This is a genomic window from Mycobacterium lepromatosis (assembly GCF_000975265.2).
In the GTDB taxonomy this organism is placed as follows: Bacteria; Actinomycetota; Actinomycetes; order Mycobacteriales; family Mycobacteriaceae; genus Mycobacterium; species Mycobacterium lepromatosis.
Window position 1 is genome coordinate 957,207 of the sequence record NZ_CP083405.1, and the last position, 16,364, is coordinate 973,570.

General features: G+C 60.2%; 15 protein-coding genes. 3 read left to right on the forward strand and 12 right to left on the reverse strand.

Annotation, left to right across the window (positions count from 1 at the left end):
• Positions 1-160: 160 nt before the first annotated feature.
• Positions 161-580 (forward strand): MFS transporter, encoded by a 420-nt coding sequence (locus tag MLPF_RS04465; RefSeq protein WP_082082391.1) that lies wholly within the window; start codon positions 161-163, stop codon positions 578-580.
• Positions 581-717: 137 nt separating this feature from the next.
• Here MLPF_RS04465 and MLPF_RS04470 read toward each other — a convergent pair whose 3' ends face one another.
• The 6 genes from MLPF_RS04470 to MLPF_RS04495 form a co-directional block, all read right to left on the reverse strand.
• On the reverse strand, positions 718-1,728 hold the full coding sequence (locus tag MLPF_RS04470; protein ID WP_045843320.1) for a 3-isopropylmalate dehydrogenase: 1,011 nt from the start codon (positions 1,726-1,728) through the stop codon (positions 718-720).
• A 49-nt stretch (positions 1,729-1,777) separates the two neighbouring features.
• On the reverse strand, positions 1,778-3,364 hold the full coding sequence (serA, locus tag MLPF_RS04475) for a phosphoglycerate dehydrogenase (protein WP_045843321.1): 1,587 nt from the start codon (positions 3,362-3,364) through the stop codon (positions 1,778-1,780).
• A 38-nt stretch (positions 3,365-3,402) separates the two neighbouring features.
• The gene (locus tag MLPF_RS04480) at positions 3,403-3,747 is read right to left on the reverse strand and encodes a hypothetical protein (protein ID WP_156147040.1); all 345 of its coding nucleotides are present in this window, start codon (positions 3,745-3,747) and stop codon (positions 3,403-3,405) included.
• A 632-nt stretch (positions 3,748-4,379) separates the two neighbouring features.
• A complete protein-coding gene (gene ilvC, locus MLPF_RS04485; protein ID WP_045843349.1) occupies positions 4,380-5,363 on the reverse strand; it encodes a ketol-acid reductoisomerase in 984 nt (327 codons plus the stop codon).
• Positions 5,364-5,411: 48 nt separating this feature from the next.
• Entirely contained in the window at positions 5,412-5,936 is a 525-nt protein-coding gene (gene ilvN, locus MLPF_RS04490; RefSeq protein WP_045843328.1) for an acetolactate synthase small subunit, read from the reverse strand.
• Between the two features lie 52 nt (positions 5,937-5,988).
• Entirely contained in the window at positions 5,989-7,866 is a 1,878-nt protein-coding gene (locus MLPF_RS04495) for an acetolactate synthase large subunit (protein ID WP_045843329.1), read from the reverse strand.
• A 366-nt stretch (positions 7,867-8,232) separates the two neighbouring features.
• Here MLPF_RS04495 and MLPF_RS15560 point away from each other — a divergent pair, with 366 nt between their 5' ends.
• Positions 8,233-8,358, forward strand: coding sequence for a hypothetical protein (locus tag MLPF_RS15560; RefSeq protein ID WP_272946116.1), 126 nt, complete (start codon positions 8,233-8,235; stop codon positions 8,356-8,358).
• 232 nt (positions 8,359-8,590) lie between these two features.
• Here the strand turns inward: MLPF_RS15560 and MLPF_RS04505 are convergent, their stop codons facing one another.
• Positions 8,591-9,439 carry a DoxX family protein gene (locus MLPF_RS04505; protein WP_045843330.1) on the reverse strand — a complete coding sequence of 283 codons (849 nt, stop codon included), beginning with the start codon at positions 9,437-9,439 and terminating at the stop codon, positions 8,591-8,593.
• A gap of 242 nt (positions 9,440-9,681) precedes the next feature.
• On the opposite strand from MLPF_RS04505, the gene MLPF_RS04510 reads away from it, so the two are divergent.
• On the forward strand, positions 9,682-10,800 hold the full coding sequence (locus tag MLPF_RS04510; RefSeq protein ID WP_045843350.1) for a PQQ-dependent sugar dehydrogenase: 1,119 nt from the start codon (positions 9,682-9,684) through the stop codon (positions 10,798-10,800).
• A gap of 337 nt (positions 10,801-11,137) precedes the next feature.
• Here the strand turns inward: MLPF_RS04510 and MLPF_RS04515 are convergent, their stop codons facing one another.
• The 5 genes from MLPF_RS04515 to gatA form a co-directional block, all read right to left on the reverse strand.
• Entirely contained in the window at positions 11,138-11,305 is a 168-nt protein-coding gene (locus MLPF_RS04515) for a hypothetical protein (RefSeq protein WP_162196943.1), read from the reverse strand.
• A gap of 91 nt (positions 11,306-11,396) precedes the next feature.
• Entirely contained in the window at positions 11,397-11,726 is a 330-nt protein-coding gene (locus MLPF_RS04520) for a S1C family serine protease (RefSeq protein WP_156147157.1), read from the reverse strand.
• 174 nt (positions 11,727-11,900) lie between these two features.
• Positions 11,901-13,430, reverse strand: a complete 1,530-nt coding sequence (gene gatB / locus MLPF_RS04525; protein ID WP_045843332.1) for an Asp-tRNA(Asn)/Glu-tRNA(Gln) amidotransferase subunit GatB — start codon at positions 13,428-13,430, stop codon at positions 11,901-11,903.
• A 332-nt stretch (positions 13,431-13,762) separates the two neighbouring features.
• Complete coding sequence (locus MLPF_RS04530; RefSeq protein ID WP_045843333.1) at positions 13,763-14,794, reverse strand: ATP-dependent 6-phosphofructokinase; 1,032 nt, start codon at positions 14,792-14,794, stop codon at positions 13,763-13,765.
• A gap of 84 nt (positions 14,795-14,878) precedes the next feature.
• Positions 14,879-16,360, reverse strand: coding sequence for an Asp-tRNA(Asn)/Glu-tRNA(Gln) amidotransferase subunit GatA (gene gatA / locus MLPF_RS04535; protein ID WP_045843351.1), 1,482 nt, complete (start codon positions 16,358-16,360; stop codon positions 14,879-14,881).
• Positions 16,361-16,364: the final 4 nt, after the last annotated feature.

The window sequence follows — 16,364 nt, forward strand, 5'->3', positions numbered from 1 at the left end:
GACGATACCCAAGATAGCTGAATGCAGGCCTGCATATTTCCGGCATTAATGTACACGATATCCGCGGTGGCCAGCGCAATCGGCAGGTTGACAGTCGCGGAAAAGCCCGGGCGGTGGTCAGCGACAAGGAACTGGCCAACCTCTGTATCGCAAGGCGTTCATGTTGTGGCGAATCCACGCAGTCTCGGCACTGCTGATGATGTCGCAGGCGGTACCAGTGATGTTCATGCTGGTCTGGCTGGTAGAACACCCCAGTTGGTCGGCCACGGCAGCGAGCGAGGTTGGTGGCCATCTCGCAACTGCTCAATGCATTGGGCCGCATCCCGGCCGGCTGCTAGTCCGACCGCGTCGGCTCACAAATGCGATCCGTCCACATCATCACCATCACAGCTGCTTCGCCCTGTTTCTGCTGACCCCTGTCGATGACCGGGGTTCGCGGTACTACGTGTTGCTCATGATCGCCATATCGGTCACTGCAGTGCTTAACAACGGGTTGGAGGCAACCGTGATCACCAAATTTCACCGGACCGTTCTGGAGCGGGCGCGGTATGGGCCATTCAGAACACCTCCCAGTGGCTAATGGCAGCTGTCGCACCCCCACTGTTCGGTACCCTGGCCACCACCGCTACGTATCCGCCAGCCTGGGTATTGCACGAACGGGACCTACCGCATCGGCACCAAAGGCGCTGATGCGGTAGGTCCCGTTCGACTTGGCGCCTAGAGTGCGGCGGCTATTCGTTCGCCAACCTCGCCGGTGGAATGCCGTTCATTCCCGCGAATCGCCAAATAGCTTGCTACCGCCTGGTCCACCCGAGCAGCCGGCTCATCCTCGCCGAGATGGGCAAGCAACAATGCCAACGACATGATCGCCGCGGTCGGATCGGCGACGCCCTGGCCGGCAATATCCGGAGCGCTGCCATGCACCGGCTCGAACATCGACGGATTAGTCCGTGTGACATCGATATTTCCACTGGCGGCCAAGCCAATACCACCGCACACCGCTGCGGCTAAGTCGGTTATAATATCACCGAATAGGTTATCAGTTACAATGACGTCAAAGCGACCGGGTTCGGTAACTAAGTGGATGGTGGCCGCATCGACGTGCTGATAGGAAACCTCGACGTCGGGGTATTTTTCACTGACCTCTTGCACGGTCCGACACCACAACGTCCCGGCATAGGTCAGCACGTTGTTCTTGTGCACCAGCGTCAGATGCTTGCGGCGCTGCCGGGCACGTTCGAACGCATCTTGAACCACCCGGCGCACACCAAAAGCGGTATTCACACTCACTTCCGTGGCTACCTCATTGGGCGTTCCGACACGGATTGCACCGCCAGTACCGGTATAGGGGCCTTCGGTGCCCTCGCGAACCACCACCAAGTCAATCTCGGGCTTTCCCGCGAGCAAACTGCTAACACCTGGATACAGCCGGGCAGGTCGCAGATTGATGTGATGATCTAGCTCGAAGCGCAATCTCAGCAGCAAACCCCGCTCCAACACGCCCCTAGGGACTGAAGGATCACCTACCGCCCCGAGCAGGATGGCGTCGTGCTCCCGTAACTCGGCGAGCACCGACTCCGGCAATAGTTCACCAGTGGTGTGATAACGCCGAGCGCCCAGGTCGTAGGTGGTCTTCTGCACACCCGGCAACACCACATCAAGAATTTTGACCGCCTGTGCCACCACCTCCGGGCCGATTCCGTCGCCCCCGATAACCGCCAATTTCATCTGCGCCGCTCCTTCTCATCACCTCGCGCTGAATCGTCGCCAGAGCAAGTCACGACAGATCGACCACCTCGAGCTTTTTGGCACCCACCGCCGCTACGATCGCCGACCGCACATCACCCGGCACGTCTTGGTCCAGCCGCAACAGAATCGTCGCACCTGGCCCCTCGACGTCCTCGGACAACTGGGCAGCTTGGATATTCACCCCGGCCGCCCCCAGCAAAGTGCCAATCTTGCCCAGGGCGCCAGGTTGGTCGATATACCTGATCACCAAGTTCGTGCCCTGCGCACGCAAATCAAAATTACGGCCATTGACCTGCACGATCTTCTGCACCAGGTGTGGCCCAGACAACGTACCAGCTATGTTGACCACCGAGCCATCGGAGGCGACCGCCCGCACGTCGACCACGCTGCGATGGTTGGGGCTCTCCGAGCCCGTAGCTAGTTCAGCAGACACGCCTCGTTCGGCGGCCAGTGCCGGTGCATTGACGAACGTCACAGCATCCTCGATGACCATCGAGAACAGCCCACGTAGGGCCGAAAGCCGTAGTATTTCAACATCTTCGGAAGCCAACTCGCCACGCACGTGCACCGACAACGCCGCCGGCAGTTCATCGGACAACGCGGCTACCAGCACCCCAAGCTTGCACACTAAGTCCAGCCAGGGAGCCACCTCTTCGTTGACCACCCCCCCATCCACGTTGACCGCGTTGGGCACAAACTCCCCTGCCAGCGCCAGCCGCACGCTTTCGGCCACGTCAGTACCGGCTCGATCCTGGGCTTCGGCGGTGGACGCCCCCAGATGCGGTGTCACCACCACCTGCGGTAGTTCAAACAGCGGGCTATCAGTACACGGTTCGGTGGCAAACACATCGAGACCGGCCGCTCGCACATGTCCGCTACGCACCGCATCGGCTAGCGCCGCCTCGTCAACTAAGCCACCGCGCGCAGCATTTACAATGATAACACCGGGCTTGGTTTTGGCCAGTGCCTCCTTGTCTATCAGGCCCACCGTCTCGGGCGTCTTCGGCAGATGCACCGAGATAAAGTCAGCCCGGGCTAGTAGATCGTCAAAAGACATCAGCTCGATACCAAGCTGCGCGGCCCGTGCCGGCGCCACATACGGGTCGTAAGCGATGACGTGAGCCCCGAACGCTGCGATCCGTGCGGCAACCAACTGCCCAATCCGACCCAGCCCCACCACGCCTACGGTCTTGCCGAAAATTTCGGTTCCGGAGAACGACGACCGTTTCCAAATGTGTGCACGCAGTGAGGCGTCGGCCTCCGCGATCTGCCGAGAAGCTGCTAATAGCAATGCCAACGCGTGCTCGGCGGCGCTGTGAATGTTCGACGTTGGGGCGTTGACCACCAGGACACCACGCGCGGTGGCGGCATCGACGTCAACGTTGTCTAACCCTACCCCGGCACGGGCGACGATCTTGAGTTTAGGAGCGGCTGCCAGCACCTCGGCGTCAACAGTAGTGACCGACCGCACCAACAACGCGTCGGCCTCGGGTACCGCAGCTAGCAGCTTCGCCCGGTCGGGACCGTCCACCCAACGCACCTCGACTTGGTCTCCCAGAGCAGCCACGGTTGCTTGGGCGAGTTTGTCGGCGATTAACACAACAGGCAGGTTCACGCCGTCAGCGTATCGGTTGTGCTTGACAGGTGATGCGGCTATGAGCAGCCGTCTTGAGGCCCTGATCCCAAGCCGGGGGTTTTACCGAGGTTCTGCGGTAAAGCGTTGAGTGTGGTGATCATGGCCGCAGCGACCACATCAGTGCTGCGGCCCTTAGACAGGTGGCGCAGCTGCACGAACCCGATACTGTGTTCGGCCAGGGCGTTGATGTGGGGGGCCTGGTTTTTGCCGATGATTAAATCGCCCGCCCAATGTTTTAGAGCACCGCACGGTCGTGCAGCTTCGGCGGCACGCTCACCGATGGTGACCATACCCAGAATATGGCGATGCCCGGTTTTGGTGCGCTGTGCCCGTAGTGTGCCTAACGCCCACCCAGTGTGCACACATGCCGGCCAACACCTGATGTCGTTTCCCGCGTCCTTGCACGAAGAACGCCTTGTACAGCGTTTCGTGAGGTACCTGCATCTTCGGGCCGGTCAGGAGAGGTCGTTGGCCAACACCCCAGCAATGTGTTCGGGACTGTACTTTTTGACTTTTTGGCCAGCAACGCTTCCACCACCGTACGCAACTGCCCACCGCGGCCAGCTGGCCGGCCTTTTCAGTCGCTGGGCCCGCTGCTCACTGCATAGCTAGGCACGGCGCGCTAAATAACCCGATTCAGCTTGTGCACCAGCACAGTTGGCGTCGAATCGGTGCAACACCCAGCAAAGCGATCCGTAACCGCACGAGCCGCCCCTCGTTGGTGACCTCACGCATCATAGTCAACGGCACCCAACCCAAACAGTTAGCAATCGATCACATCAACTCACAACGCTGCGACACACCCGACACCACCTACTTCCCAAAATGCACCGCCCGATCAACTCACCAAGACCGGCACTACACCGATCACAATCACAACTCACCCACCAAAACCACCGCGACACCCACCACCTCGCAACCCACCCACAACAGGACGCACACATAAACTACACTTCAGCGTCGAGAAAGCTCACGTTTATACGGTCCCGGTGCTCTAGCGGTCAACCCAGCTCATCAGGTCGCGCAACTTTTTACCGGTGACCTCGATGAGATGTTCGGCATTTTCCTTACGGAGTACTTCGAGTTGCTTGTTTCCGCCCTCAACGTTGGCGACCAGCTTCTTGACGAAACTGCCGTCCTGTATGTCGCGCAGAATGCCGCGCATCCGCTCCCTGGTGCCAGCATCGATGACACGCGGACCTGACAGGTACCCACCGAACTCAGCGGTGTCAGACACCGAGTAGTTCATCCGCGCGATCCCACCCTCATACATCAGGTCGACGATCAGCTTGAGTTCGTGCAGCACCTCGAAGTACGCCATCTCCGGCGGATATCCCGCCTCGACCATGACGTCGAAACCTGCCTTCACCAATTCCTCTGTACCACCACACAATACGGCCTGCTCGCCGAAAAGATCCGTTTCTGTTTCGTCTTTGAAGGTGGTCTTGATGACGCCGGCACGGGTGCCGCCGATAGCTTTAGCATAGGATAGCGCCAGCGCCTCGCCGGTGCCGGTCGGATCTTGGTCAACGGCGATCAGGCAAGGCACACCTTTGCCATCAACGAACTGGCGGCGCACCAGGTAGCCGGGACCCTTCGGTGCAACCATCGCGACGGTCACATCGCCCGACGGCTTGATCAGCTTGAAGTGAATGTTGAGTCCGTGACCAAAAAACAAAGCATCGCCAGGCTGGAGGTTGGGCTCGATGTCGTTTTCGAAGACTTCCGCCTGCGCAGTGTCAGGAACCAACAGCATGATGACGTCGGCCCACTTGGCGACTTCGGCAGGGGTATCAACATCCAGGCCCTGCTCGAAGGCCTTAGGCCGGGACTTCGAGCCCTCCGGCAGACCAACGCACACCCGCACACCAGAGTCGCGCAGGCTCAGCGAGTGCGCGTGCCCTTGGCTGCCGTATCCGATAACGCCGACCTTGCGTCGCTGAATAATCGACAAGTCTGCATTATCTTCGTAGAACAATGACAGTGACTCTACCAAACCGTCCGCCACGTGACTATCTCCTTAGTGTTAACTACTTGACTGTTTGACTGTGCCGATACCGCGCGGACCGCGAGATAACGAAACCACTCCTGATTGGACGATTTCGCGTACGCCGAAAGGCTCCAGCACACGCAGCAACGCCTCGATCTTGCTGCAATCACCAGTGGCTTCGACAGTCAGCGATTCGAGCGATACATCAATAACCCTAGCGCGGAACAGGTGTACCGTCTCGATGACCTGGCTGCGGGTACCGGCTTCGGCCCGCACCTTGATCAACGCCAGCTCGCGGGACAGCGAGTTGTCAGCGTTTTGCTCAACGACCTTGATGACGTTAATCAACTTGTGTAGTTGCTTGGTGACCTGCTCGAGCGGGGTCTCCTCGGCAGAGACAACGATGGTCATGCGGGACATATTCCTGCACCCAGTAGCACCGACAGCCAACGACTCAATGTTAAAACCGCGCCGAGAGAACAGAGCCGCTACCCGCGCGAGCACACCGGGAGTGTCCTCGACCAAAACCGACAAAGTGTGCGTGGTTGGCAACCCGATCATATGCGCCGCTCCTCCTCATCGCTAGGCTTTGCATCGTCGCCGCTGGCGCACATCAGACACAACCTTCGCTTTCGTCATCAAAGAGCGGGCGAATGCCGCGGGCAGTTTGAATCTCGTCGTTGCTGGTCCCAGCAGCAACCATCGGCCACACCTGCGCGTCGGCGCCGACGATGAAGTCGATCACCACCGGGCGGTTGTTGATCGCCCGGGCCTGATTGATCACATCGACAACGTCCTCTTCACGCTCGCAACGCAATCCGACGCAACCCAACGCCTCGGCCAACTTCACGAAGTCCGGAATGCGGTGTGAGTGGGTGGCCAAGTCGGTCTGCGAGTAGCGTTCGTGATAGAATAAAGCTTGCCATTGCCGCACCATGCCCAGGCTGCCGTTGTTGATCAACGCCACCTTGATCGGGGCGCCCTCGATCGCGCACGTAGCCAACTCTTGGTTGGTCATCTGAAAGCAGCCATCGCCGTCGATCGCCCAGACTTCGGCTTCCGGGCGAGCAATCTTGGCGCCCATAGCCGCCGGAATAGCGAACCCCATGGTGCCCAGCCCGCCGGAGTTGAGCCAAGTACGCGGCTTCTCGTAGGAGATGAACTGCGCCGCCCACATCTGATGCTGACCGACACCCGCGACATATACGGCGTCCGGACCAGCAATCTCACCAAGCTTTTCGATAACGTATTCCGGGCTCAGGCTACCGTCGCTTTGCGAACTGTAGCTCAACGGATACGTCTTGCGAAGATCTTCCAAATATGACCACCAGTCGGTCATCTCGATGCTGCCAGGCGTCTCGTAATGGCGCAGCATCGCGATAAGTTCTATGATAACGGCTTTGACGTCGCCAACAATCGGCACGTCAGCGTGCCGGTTCTTGCCGATCTCCGCCGGGTCGATGTCTGCATGGATAACCTTGGCGTCGGGCGCAAAGGAGTCGAGCTTGCCAGTCACCCGGTCGTCAAAGCGAGTGCCCAGTGCGATCAGCAAATCGCTGCGTTGCAGCGCTGCCACCGCCGCGACGGTGCCGTGCATGCCAGGCATGCCCAAGTTTTGGTGATGGCTGTCCGGGAACGCGCCACGTGCCATCAACGTGCTAACCACCGGGATGCCGGTCAGTTCGGCCAAATCTCGCAGCTGCTCAGTCGCCTCGCCACGAATAACGCCCCCGCCGACATACAGCACAGGCTTACGGGCGTCAACGATCAGCTTGGCTGCTTCACGGATCTGCCGGTTGTGCGGTTTGGTGTTCGGCTTGTACCCGGGCAAGTCCATTTTCGGCGGCCAGCTGAACGTGCACTGGCCCTGCAGCACATCTTTCGGGATATCGACTAGCACCGCACCCGGCCGTCCCGACGACGCGATGTGGAAGGCCTCAGCCAGTACCCGGGGAATATCGTCGCCGACGCGGACCAGAAAGTTGTGCTTGGTTATCGGCATCGTGATGCCCGAGATGTCGGCCTCCTGGAAGGCATCCGTCCCGATCAGACCGCGCCTGACCTGCCCGGTAATGGCGACCACCGGCACTGAGTCCATTTGCGCATCGGCCAGCGGGGTGACCAGATTGGTGGCACCAGGACCAGAAGTCGCCATGCACACCCCCACCTTGCCGGTCACGTGTGCATAGCCGCTGGCCGCGTGGCCGGCGCCCTGCTCGTGGCGGACTAGAACATGACGTAGCTTTTTTGAATCGAACAACGGGTCATAAACCAGAAGGATGGCGCCGCCGGGAATTCCGAAGATGACCTCGACATCAAGTTCTTCCAACGACCGAATCACCGATTGAGCACCGGTAAGTTGCTCAAGTGAAACGCGTTCTAGTTTCGCGACAGCTGATTTTAAGGGAAACTGCGTGGCGGGTTTCACGGTGTTTGGCACGCTGTTACCCGACCCCTGCGGCCGGTCGTTTGGCTTGGTCGGTGCGCTCAATGTGTCCTCTTTGAGTCCTTATTCAGTCTTTATTCGCCTCGACAGTCGCGTTGACGGGCAACAAAAAACCCCCGACAGCCCAGCTAGCTGCACGAGGGTTGCGCGTTGGTTGTGGATCGCTTCAAATACTCGAAGTGCTACTTAACCACCAACGCGCTGACAAGTCACTACCAACATTCCGGGCTTGCCGGCGTTATTCATAGCATCCGACGGTAGCCTTCGCAGAGCTCAACCGTCAAATCCGACGCCGCCCACGCAGCACCTCGGCCTGCGTTACAAGTGAAATTATGCTCGGGTAGCTATTGGTTCGTCTGGTTTTTCTAGTTCGTCTAGCCAAACGCCCGCCGGCTCTCGAGGGTAATCAAGATGTCACCTGTAGCACAACGTGCCGTTGGATTCCCACCCCTCGGGTTGTGGGACGCCGAGATCATCACCCCCAAAGTCGGCGTTAACCGTCCGGGTCCGGTACGGTCGCTGACGACCAGCGTGTAATCCAGTGCGGGCCTTGTCAAGCAGCCAGGGAGTTCGCCGGGATGACATCGACGGACCGCGTTACAACCGAGGTTCCCAGGAACGCGCCCGGCTCAAAAGTGATGCGCAACTGCGATTGCCCACAGTCACTTTCACCACCCTACCGCTGTTGACCGAAGCCCGCTCGGGACAGACAAGTCCCCAGGATGTACCGATGAGAGCAATAGGTTCTGTAACCGAGTGTACGGCCGGTTCAATCGAGGGGATTCACGCCGTTGAGCAGCATCCACACCACGATACCGGCGGCGATGCCAGCAAGCAGCGCGATGAAGGACCCAACGAACGGTCGATAGGCCCAGCGCCGGCCAGCATCAAGGCCGTACCGACCCGGACCGCACAAGATGACGGTGACCGTCATAACGATTAGAGTGATCTGGTATTCATTCCCGTCCGGTAAAAAAAATGGGAATAAGCGCGAATGCGGCCACGCCGCAATTGCCGCGAGCAGACCGTTGACCAGGAACGCCAGCGCCCCCGCAGCGACCACCGGTGCAAATAATCCCAGGACCAGAAGCACGCCGGCAAAAACCTCGCCGCCAGCGCTCACATAAGCCAGGACGTCGGCGTGCTGGTAGCCAACCTCGGTCAGCGAATTCTTGAATCCGATCAACCCCTGGCCACCCCACCAACCGAACAGCTTCTGCAACCCATGGGCGGCCAGCACGACGCCCAACCCGACCCGCAGTACCAGCAAACCGAGATGCTGGGTACCGCGCTGACCGACGGTGTGTAACCACTCGTTGTCCTGGCCCGAATCGATCGCGGTAGGCTCGGCCACTGAATGCCGAGCCAGCGGCTGCGGTTGGACGTAAGGTAACGCCTCCTGCTGGTCAAGCACGTTGTATCCCGTGCCACCGAAATCCCCCAAGTGATCAGAGTCGCTGTACGAGATGGCGGTGGTAGTTCCAAAATTGCCTGGGTACCTGACTGGCGCCAGGTCATCTTCGGGATCGACCAGGCTTGCCGAAGTGGGGCGTCCGGGGATTGGCTCCGGGCATTCGCCCGGCCGCCGCCAATGTTCGTCATTCGATTGATCGGTCACTCCCGCCAGGGTAAAGGTATTTGGGCCTGAATTGGGGATTTGAGCGACGCTTTCGTCCAACAATCAACACCTAAACCTGTATGGTCAATGTAAATCAGACTAAAAATGATTCGAAAATGGCTACCTGATACCTTCACGATGCGACTAATCACCTGCACAGATAGGGTGAAGTGCCAACTGGCGGGCGAAAACGAATGCACGCATGTGGCGGCAGCACCGACGATGTCCGTAGCCTGTCGGTCATGCGGATAGGGCGGTCGGTTCGGTCCGGGCATGTTACGTTGTGTGCTGCGATGCTGATATTGAGCGGCTGCGCACGGTTCAACGATGCCCAGTCACAGCCTTTCACGACCAAGCCAGCACTCCGGCCACAGCCTAGCTCGATACCACCCCCGCCGCCACTGCCACCGACACCGTTCCCAAAACAGTGCCCAGCCCCCGGGGTTATGCAGGGCTGTCTGGAGAGCACTAGCGGCCTAATTATGGGAACCGACAACAAAACCGCACTGGTCGCCGAACGCACAACCGGCGCAGTCAAGGAGATCTCGGTCAGCGCCGAACCTGAGGTGAAGACGGTCATCTCGGTCGACTCATCCGGTGATGGCGGCTTGATGGATATCGTGCTGTCGCCCACTTACCAGCAAGATCGCCTAATGTACGCCTATATCAGCACGCCCACCGACAACCGAGTGATCCGAGTGGCTGACGGCGACATCCCGAAGAACATCTTGACCGGCATCCCCAAAGGGGCTGTCGGCAACACCGGAGCGTTGATCTTCACTAGCCCCACCACCCTGGTTGTGCTCACTGGCGATGTGGGCAACCCGGCAATGGCTGCCGATCCCAAATCGTTGGCCGGCAAACTACTGCGCATCGAGCAGCCGACCACCATCGGCCAGGCGCCGCCGACGACGGCGCTGTCCAGCATCGGCTCAGGCGGCGGCTTGTGTACCGACCCAGTCGACGACTCGCTGTATGTCACCGACCGCACCCCAACCGCAGACCGATTGCAGCGCATCACCAAGAACTCAAAAGTCTCGACAGTGTGGACCTGGCCCGACAAGCCCGGCGTGGCCGGCTGCGCGGCCATGGACGGGACCGTGCTGGTCAACTTGATTAGCCCCAAGCTGACGGTGGCCGTCCGGCTGGCACCATCGACGGGTGCAGTCACCAGTGAACCCGACGTTGTCCGTCAGGACACCCACGTGCACGCGTGGGCGTTGCGGATGTCCCCAGACGGGAACGTCTGGGGAGCAACCGTCAACAAGACTGCCGGTGACGCCGAAAAGCTCGACGACGTGGTGTTCCCACTGTTCCCCCGAGGTGGCGGCTTCCCGCGCAACAACGACGACAAGACCTAGCCAAGCGACAATGCGGACCGGACCGGCCCACTGAGGAAATCAGTAAATCAAGACAGAGCCGGGCGAGAGTCCATCGTCGCGTGTGACTCTCACGACGCCGTAACGAATGTCGCGTCACTAGATACACACCCGAAGAGCCGGTTTGGCTGCCGAAGAGGTCGGTGATCAGTCGGCAAGTTTGCAGGGCACTACGAACACGTCGACCGGTGCACCGTTGCACCACACCATCATCTCGATCCGACTCGCCCGATCGCATCCTCAACCATTAGTCGCTGGATCGCAGTGATCACGTGTTGGCCGTCAGCGCTGACCACGATGTCGCCGCGGTGCAGGGCAGTTATGACGGCCGGCTGCCAGGTACGACGCTAGAAACCTGCAGACTGTGCGCGACGCCCAACTTATTGACAACCACAGGCGGCACCGGGACTTGCGAACCGGCGATGCTCAACCAAGCGCGGAGCACGTGGCCGGCACGCATCAGCGCCACGATGGTGTTGTGGGTCAACTCGTTAAACGGACACAGCTAGCCCGACACAAGCGATTGCCGACCATTCGGCCCTAGTTGTCGGCCAAGACACCGCCACTATTTCCCAGGTTCAGCGCGGTTTCGGTTTGGATGGCCTCGTCGACGACGAGGCCACTACCAGTGGGCAGCGACCGTCCCAGACCGGAGACGACGATGACGCTGCCGGATCAGCCCCAACGGGGGTTGCCAACCACCACCCACTACTTGCTCGACGAGTAAGTCCTCGACGCGTCCCATGCCGCACCGATGCGGGAACACTGTCGCTTTCCTTCAACACGGCCAGGTCGGAGAGCGCGTCACGTCCGGCGACATCCGCGTACACAACAGTGCCATCAGGAAACGTCGCCTCGGCAGAGCAGGCACTAGGGACAACGTGCACACTGGTCTGCAGGCAACCCATCGAGGGTGATGACGCTGGCGGCTGCCACCTCCAGGCTGGCCAAAACTCAGCAACACCGTCTTTACCACAGCAGTGACCACTGCTAGAGGACGCGTTCGAAGTATAACGTCATGACGGTCGTTAGGCACAATCGCCTCAGCATCGCAACGGCTTCTAGTATGCCTGACCTGTTGGTTACGCCTGACCACAGGTGGCCAAGACGAGCTCGCGCACTCGGGCGGCATCGACCTGCCCGCGGGTGGCCTTCATCACCGCTCCTACGATCGCACCGGCCGCTGCCACCTTGCCGCCACGAATCTTTTCCGCCACATCAGGATCGGCGGCTAAAGCTTCGTCGACAGCGGCCTGCATCACCGAATCGTCGCGCACCAATGCCAAGCCACGAGCGATCATAACCTGCTCGGGTTCGCCCTCCCCAGCGAGTACACCCTCGACGACTTGGCGGGCCAACTTGATAGACAACTTACCCTCGTCAACCAACGCCACTACCACGGCGACTTGAGCAGGGGTGATGGCCAGCTCGTCCAAGGTGATGTTTGCCTCATGGGCTTTCTGCACCAAGAAGTTTCCCCACCAGGCACGTGCTTGTTCGCTGGACGCGCCGTTCTTGACGGTCGCGGCGACCAATTCGACCGCACCAGCGTTGACGAGATCTCGCATCACCTCGTCGGAAATACACCATTCCTGCTGAATCCGCTTGCGGCTCAACCACGGTAGCTCCGGTATTGTTTGACGCAATTGCTCGACCAGATCGCGGCTGGGCGCGACGGGCTCCAGGTCGGGGTCGGGGAAATATCGATAGTCCTGCGCTGTCTCCTTGGTGCGGCCCAGGCTAGTATAACCGTCCTCATGAAAGTGCCTGGTCTCCTGGGCGATCCGACCTCCAGACACCAAAATGGCTCCTTGGCGCTGCATCTCGTAGCGTACGGCCACTTCAACACTTCTCAGTGAATTAACGTTTTTGATCTCGCTCCTGGTGCCGAATTCGACTGTCCCGATGGGCTTCAACGATACGTTGGCGTCACAACGCATTGAGCCTTGGTCCATCCGGACATCGGAAACGTTCAACGTGCGCAACAGATCTCGCAATGCTGTCACATAAGCCCGGGCGATCTGTGGTGCCCTACATCCGGCTCCTTCGATAGGCTTGGTTACGATTTCTATCAACGGCACGCCAGCACGGTTGTAGTCGATCAGCGACGTCGTCGCACCGTGAATGCGGCCGGTCTCGTTGCCTAGGTGGGTCAGCTTGCCGGTGTCTTCCTCCATGTGCGCCCGTTCGATCTCCACCCACCAAGTAGTGTCGTCTTCCAGAGGCGCCTCGAGGTATCCGTTAATGGCGATCGGCTCGTCGTATTGCGAAATTTGGTAATTCTTGGGCACGTCTGGGTAGAAGTAGTTCTTCCGCGCGAAGCGGCACCAGGGCGCGATTTCACAATTCAGCGCCAGCCCGATCCGAATCGCCGACTGGACCGCGGCCCGGTTGAGCACTGGCAGCGAACCCGGCAGGCCCAGACACACCGGGCACACCTGGGTGTTTGGTTCAGCGCCGAACGTGGTGGCGCAGCCACAGAACATTTTGGTCACGGTGGACAGCTCAACGTGCACCTCAAGCCCGAGCACCGGATCAAACTGCGTGACAACAGCATCATAATCCAGTAAATCCGCCTCTGAAGCCTTGGAAGCCCCGGCAACAACCGTCATAAGCTCGATCCTAGTGGCGATCAGCGAGACCGGCCGAGCCGAATTAAGCGAGCCACCGCTTAGGCACCCAGCCGCGAGACCGCTATGCGCAGGTCACGGTCCATTGCCTGGCGAGGAACATATCGGGCAACATAATCTCGTTACTCTCATGCACGTGTCGACCGAACGGCAGTACCACCCGCGGCAGCAATATCGCTCAAGCTCTTCGCCAGCCATAATTTCCAGTTCGTCAGGCTCGACGTGAGTGTCTTGCCAGCGTTCGGTGCATATAGTATCGAATTCAGACAGTCGAAAGGTTGGCCCTACTGCATGTTTGCAGTACTGTTCCGGTTTTAACCGAAGAAGGCAGCGGCGTCATCGTAACGGCTTTCGGGCACCAGCTTGAGCTGACGCACCACATCCGCTAGCGGCACGCGACCAATGGCTTGCCCACGCAACGACACCATCTGGCCGTACTCGCCTGCGTGCGAGGCGTCAGCAGCATTAACCCCGAACCGGGTGGCCAGCACCCGGTCGAAGGCCGTCGGGGTACCACCGCGCTGGACATGGCCCAGTACAGTCACTCGCACGTCCTTGTTAATCCGCTTCTCGACCTCAGCGCCCAACTGCGCGGCCACCCCGGTGAAACGCTCATGACCAAACTCGTCCATCCCACCTTCACGCAACGTGATCGAGCCCGGGACCGGCTTGGCGCCCTCGGCGACCACGCAAATGAAATGCGAATCCCCGCGCTGGAAACGCCGTTTCACGAAGCAACACACTTCCTCGACATCGAAGGGCTGTTCGGGAATCAGCGTCATATGCGCACCAGAAGCCAGCCCGGAATTTAGCGCTATCCAGCCGGCGTGCCGACCCATCACCTCCACCAGCATCACGCGTTGGTGAGACTCGGCGGTGCTGTGCAACCGGTCAATGGCTTCGGTAGCCACTGTCAGAGCGGTGTCGTGGCCAAAAGTCACGTCGGTGCAGTCGATGTCGTTGTCGATCGTTTTCGGCACGCCGACCACGGGAACGTTTTCCTGCGACAGCCAGTGCGCGGCCGTCAGCGTGCCTTCGCCACCGATCGGGATGAGCACGTCGATGCCATTGTCATCCAGGGTCTGCTTGATCTGATTCAGCCCGGCCCGCAGCTTGTCGGGGTGCACGCGGGCAGTGCCCAGCATTGTTCCGCCTTTGGCGAGAAGACGATCATTCCGGTCGTCGTTGCGCAGCTGCATGCGCCGGTTCTCTAGCAACCCACGCCAGCCGTCCTGAAACCCGACTACCGACGAGCCGTAACGGGCGTCGCAGGTGCGCACAATCGCCCGGATAACCGCGTTGAGACCAGGACAGTCACCGCCCCCCGTGAGAATTCCGATCCTCATGTCTTCATCTTGCCTGTGGAAGCCTCAAATAGCGCAAACAACGTAAATCTGCTCGCGCTATCAGCTTGCTAGCGACCAAGAAACTCAAATAGCGGACGGCAATGGCCCGCGGGCGGTCTCGTAGGCAGCACCCACCCGGTAGAGCCGGTCGTCGGCCAAAGCGGGCGCCATGATCTGCAGGCCCACCGGCAGCTCGTCATCCGGGGACAACCCGGACGGCACGGACATGCCGCAATGGCCGGCCAGATTGAGTGGCAGAGTGCACAGATCGAACAGGTACATCGCTAGCGGATCGTCGACCTTCTCGCCAAGGCTAAACGCGGTAGTCGGTGTCACCGGTGACACCAGCACGTCGACGGATCGGTAAGCCTCATCTAGATCACGTGCAATCAACGTGCGCACCTTCTGCGCCTGGTTGTAGTAGGCGTCGTAATAGCCGGCCGATAATGCGTAGGCACCTATCATGATGCGCCGCTTGACCTCCGACCCGAACCCGGCAGCCCTGGTTAGCGCAATCACCTCTTCGGCGCTGCGGCTGCCGTCGTCACCGACTCGCAGCCCGTAGCGCATCGCATCGAAACGCGCCAGGTTGCTCGACACCTCCGATGGCAAGATCAGATAGTAGGCGGCCAGAGCGTAGTCAAAGTGCGGGCAGTCGACTTCGCTGACCTGTGCACCCAGTGCGATCAACTGCTCGACAGCGGCCTGAAATGACGCCAGCACCCCCGACTGATAACCCTCGCCACGCAACTGCCGGACCACCCCCACCCGCACACCACGCAGGTCGCCCGTCGCGCCGGCCTTGGCAGCACCTATGATATCGGGCACCGCTGCTTTCACGGAGGTGGAATCACGGGCATCGTGGCCGGCGATCACCGCATGCAGCAGTGCTGTGTCTAAGACGGTGCGCGCGCACGGGCCGCCCTGATCCAGCGACGACGCACAGGCCACCAACCCATACCGGGAAACTGTGCCGTAGGTAGGTTTGACACCGACTGTCGCGGTCAGCGCGGCCGGCTGCCGGATGGAGCCTCCGGTGTCGGATCCGATGGCCAACGGCGCCTGGAACGCTGCTAGCGCCGCCGCGCTGCCGCCACCGGAGCCGCCGGGCACCCGGTCGACATTCCACGGGTTTCGGGTCGGGCCGTAGGCGGAATTCTCGGTTGAGCTGCCCATCGCGAACTCATCCATGTTGGTCTTACCCAGGATCGGGATGCTGGCCGCGCGCAACCGCGCGGTAACGGTGGCGTCATAAGGGGAATGCCAGCCCTGCAGGATCTTGGATCCGCAGGTGGTCGGCATGTCGACCGTGGTGAACACGTCTTTGAGCGCCAGCGGAACCCCGGCCAACATTGACGACAACTGTTGGCCAGCGGCCACCGCCTTGTCGACGGCGGCCGCCGTCGACAGTGCCTTCTCGGCCGCCACGTGAAGGAAGGCTCGGTAAATGTCGTCCGTCGCCTCGATTTGATCCAGGCAGGCCTGGGTGATCTCGACCGACGACAACTCCTTGGCAACGATCTTGGCAGCCAGCGTGGACGCATCCAACCGAATGATCTCGTGCAGTGAG

Bases quoted from the DNA above. Each gene is read 5' to 3' on its own strand.
- ilvN (WP_045843328.1), bottom strand. From the start codon at position 5,936: ATGATCGGGTTGCCAACCACGCACACTTTGTCGGTTTTGGTCGAGGAC.
- MLPF_RS04465 (WP_082082391.1), top strand. From the start codon at position 161: ATGTTGTGGCGAATCCACGCAGTCTCGGCACTGCTGATGATGTCGCAG.
- MLPF_RS04520 (WP_156147157.1), bottom strand. From the start codon at position 11,726: ATGGGTTGCCTGCAGACCAGTGTGCACGTTGTCCCTAGTGCCTGCTCT.
- gatB (WP_045843332.1), bottom strand. From the start codon at position 13,430: ATGACGGTTGTTGCCGGGGCTTCCAAGGCTTCAGAGGCGGATTTACTG.
- MLPF_RS04530 (WP_045843333.1), bottom strand. From the start codon at position 14,794: ATGAGGATCGGAATTCTCACGGGGGGCGGTGACTGTCCTGGTCTCAAC.
- MLPF_RS15560 (WP_272946116.1), top strand. From the start codon at position 8,233: ATGTCACCTGTAGCACAACGTGCCGTTGGATTCCCACCCCTCGGGTTG.
- MLPF_RS04470 (WP_045843320.1), bottom strand. From the start codon at position 1,728: ATGAAATTGGCGGTTATCGGGGGCGACGGAATCGGCCCGGAGGTGGTG.
- MLPF_RS04510 (WP_045843350.1), top strand. From the start codon at position 9,682: ATGCGGATAGGGCGGTCGGTTCGGTCCGGGCATGTTACGTTGTGTGCT.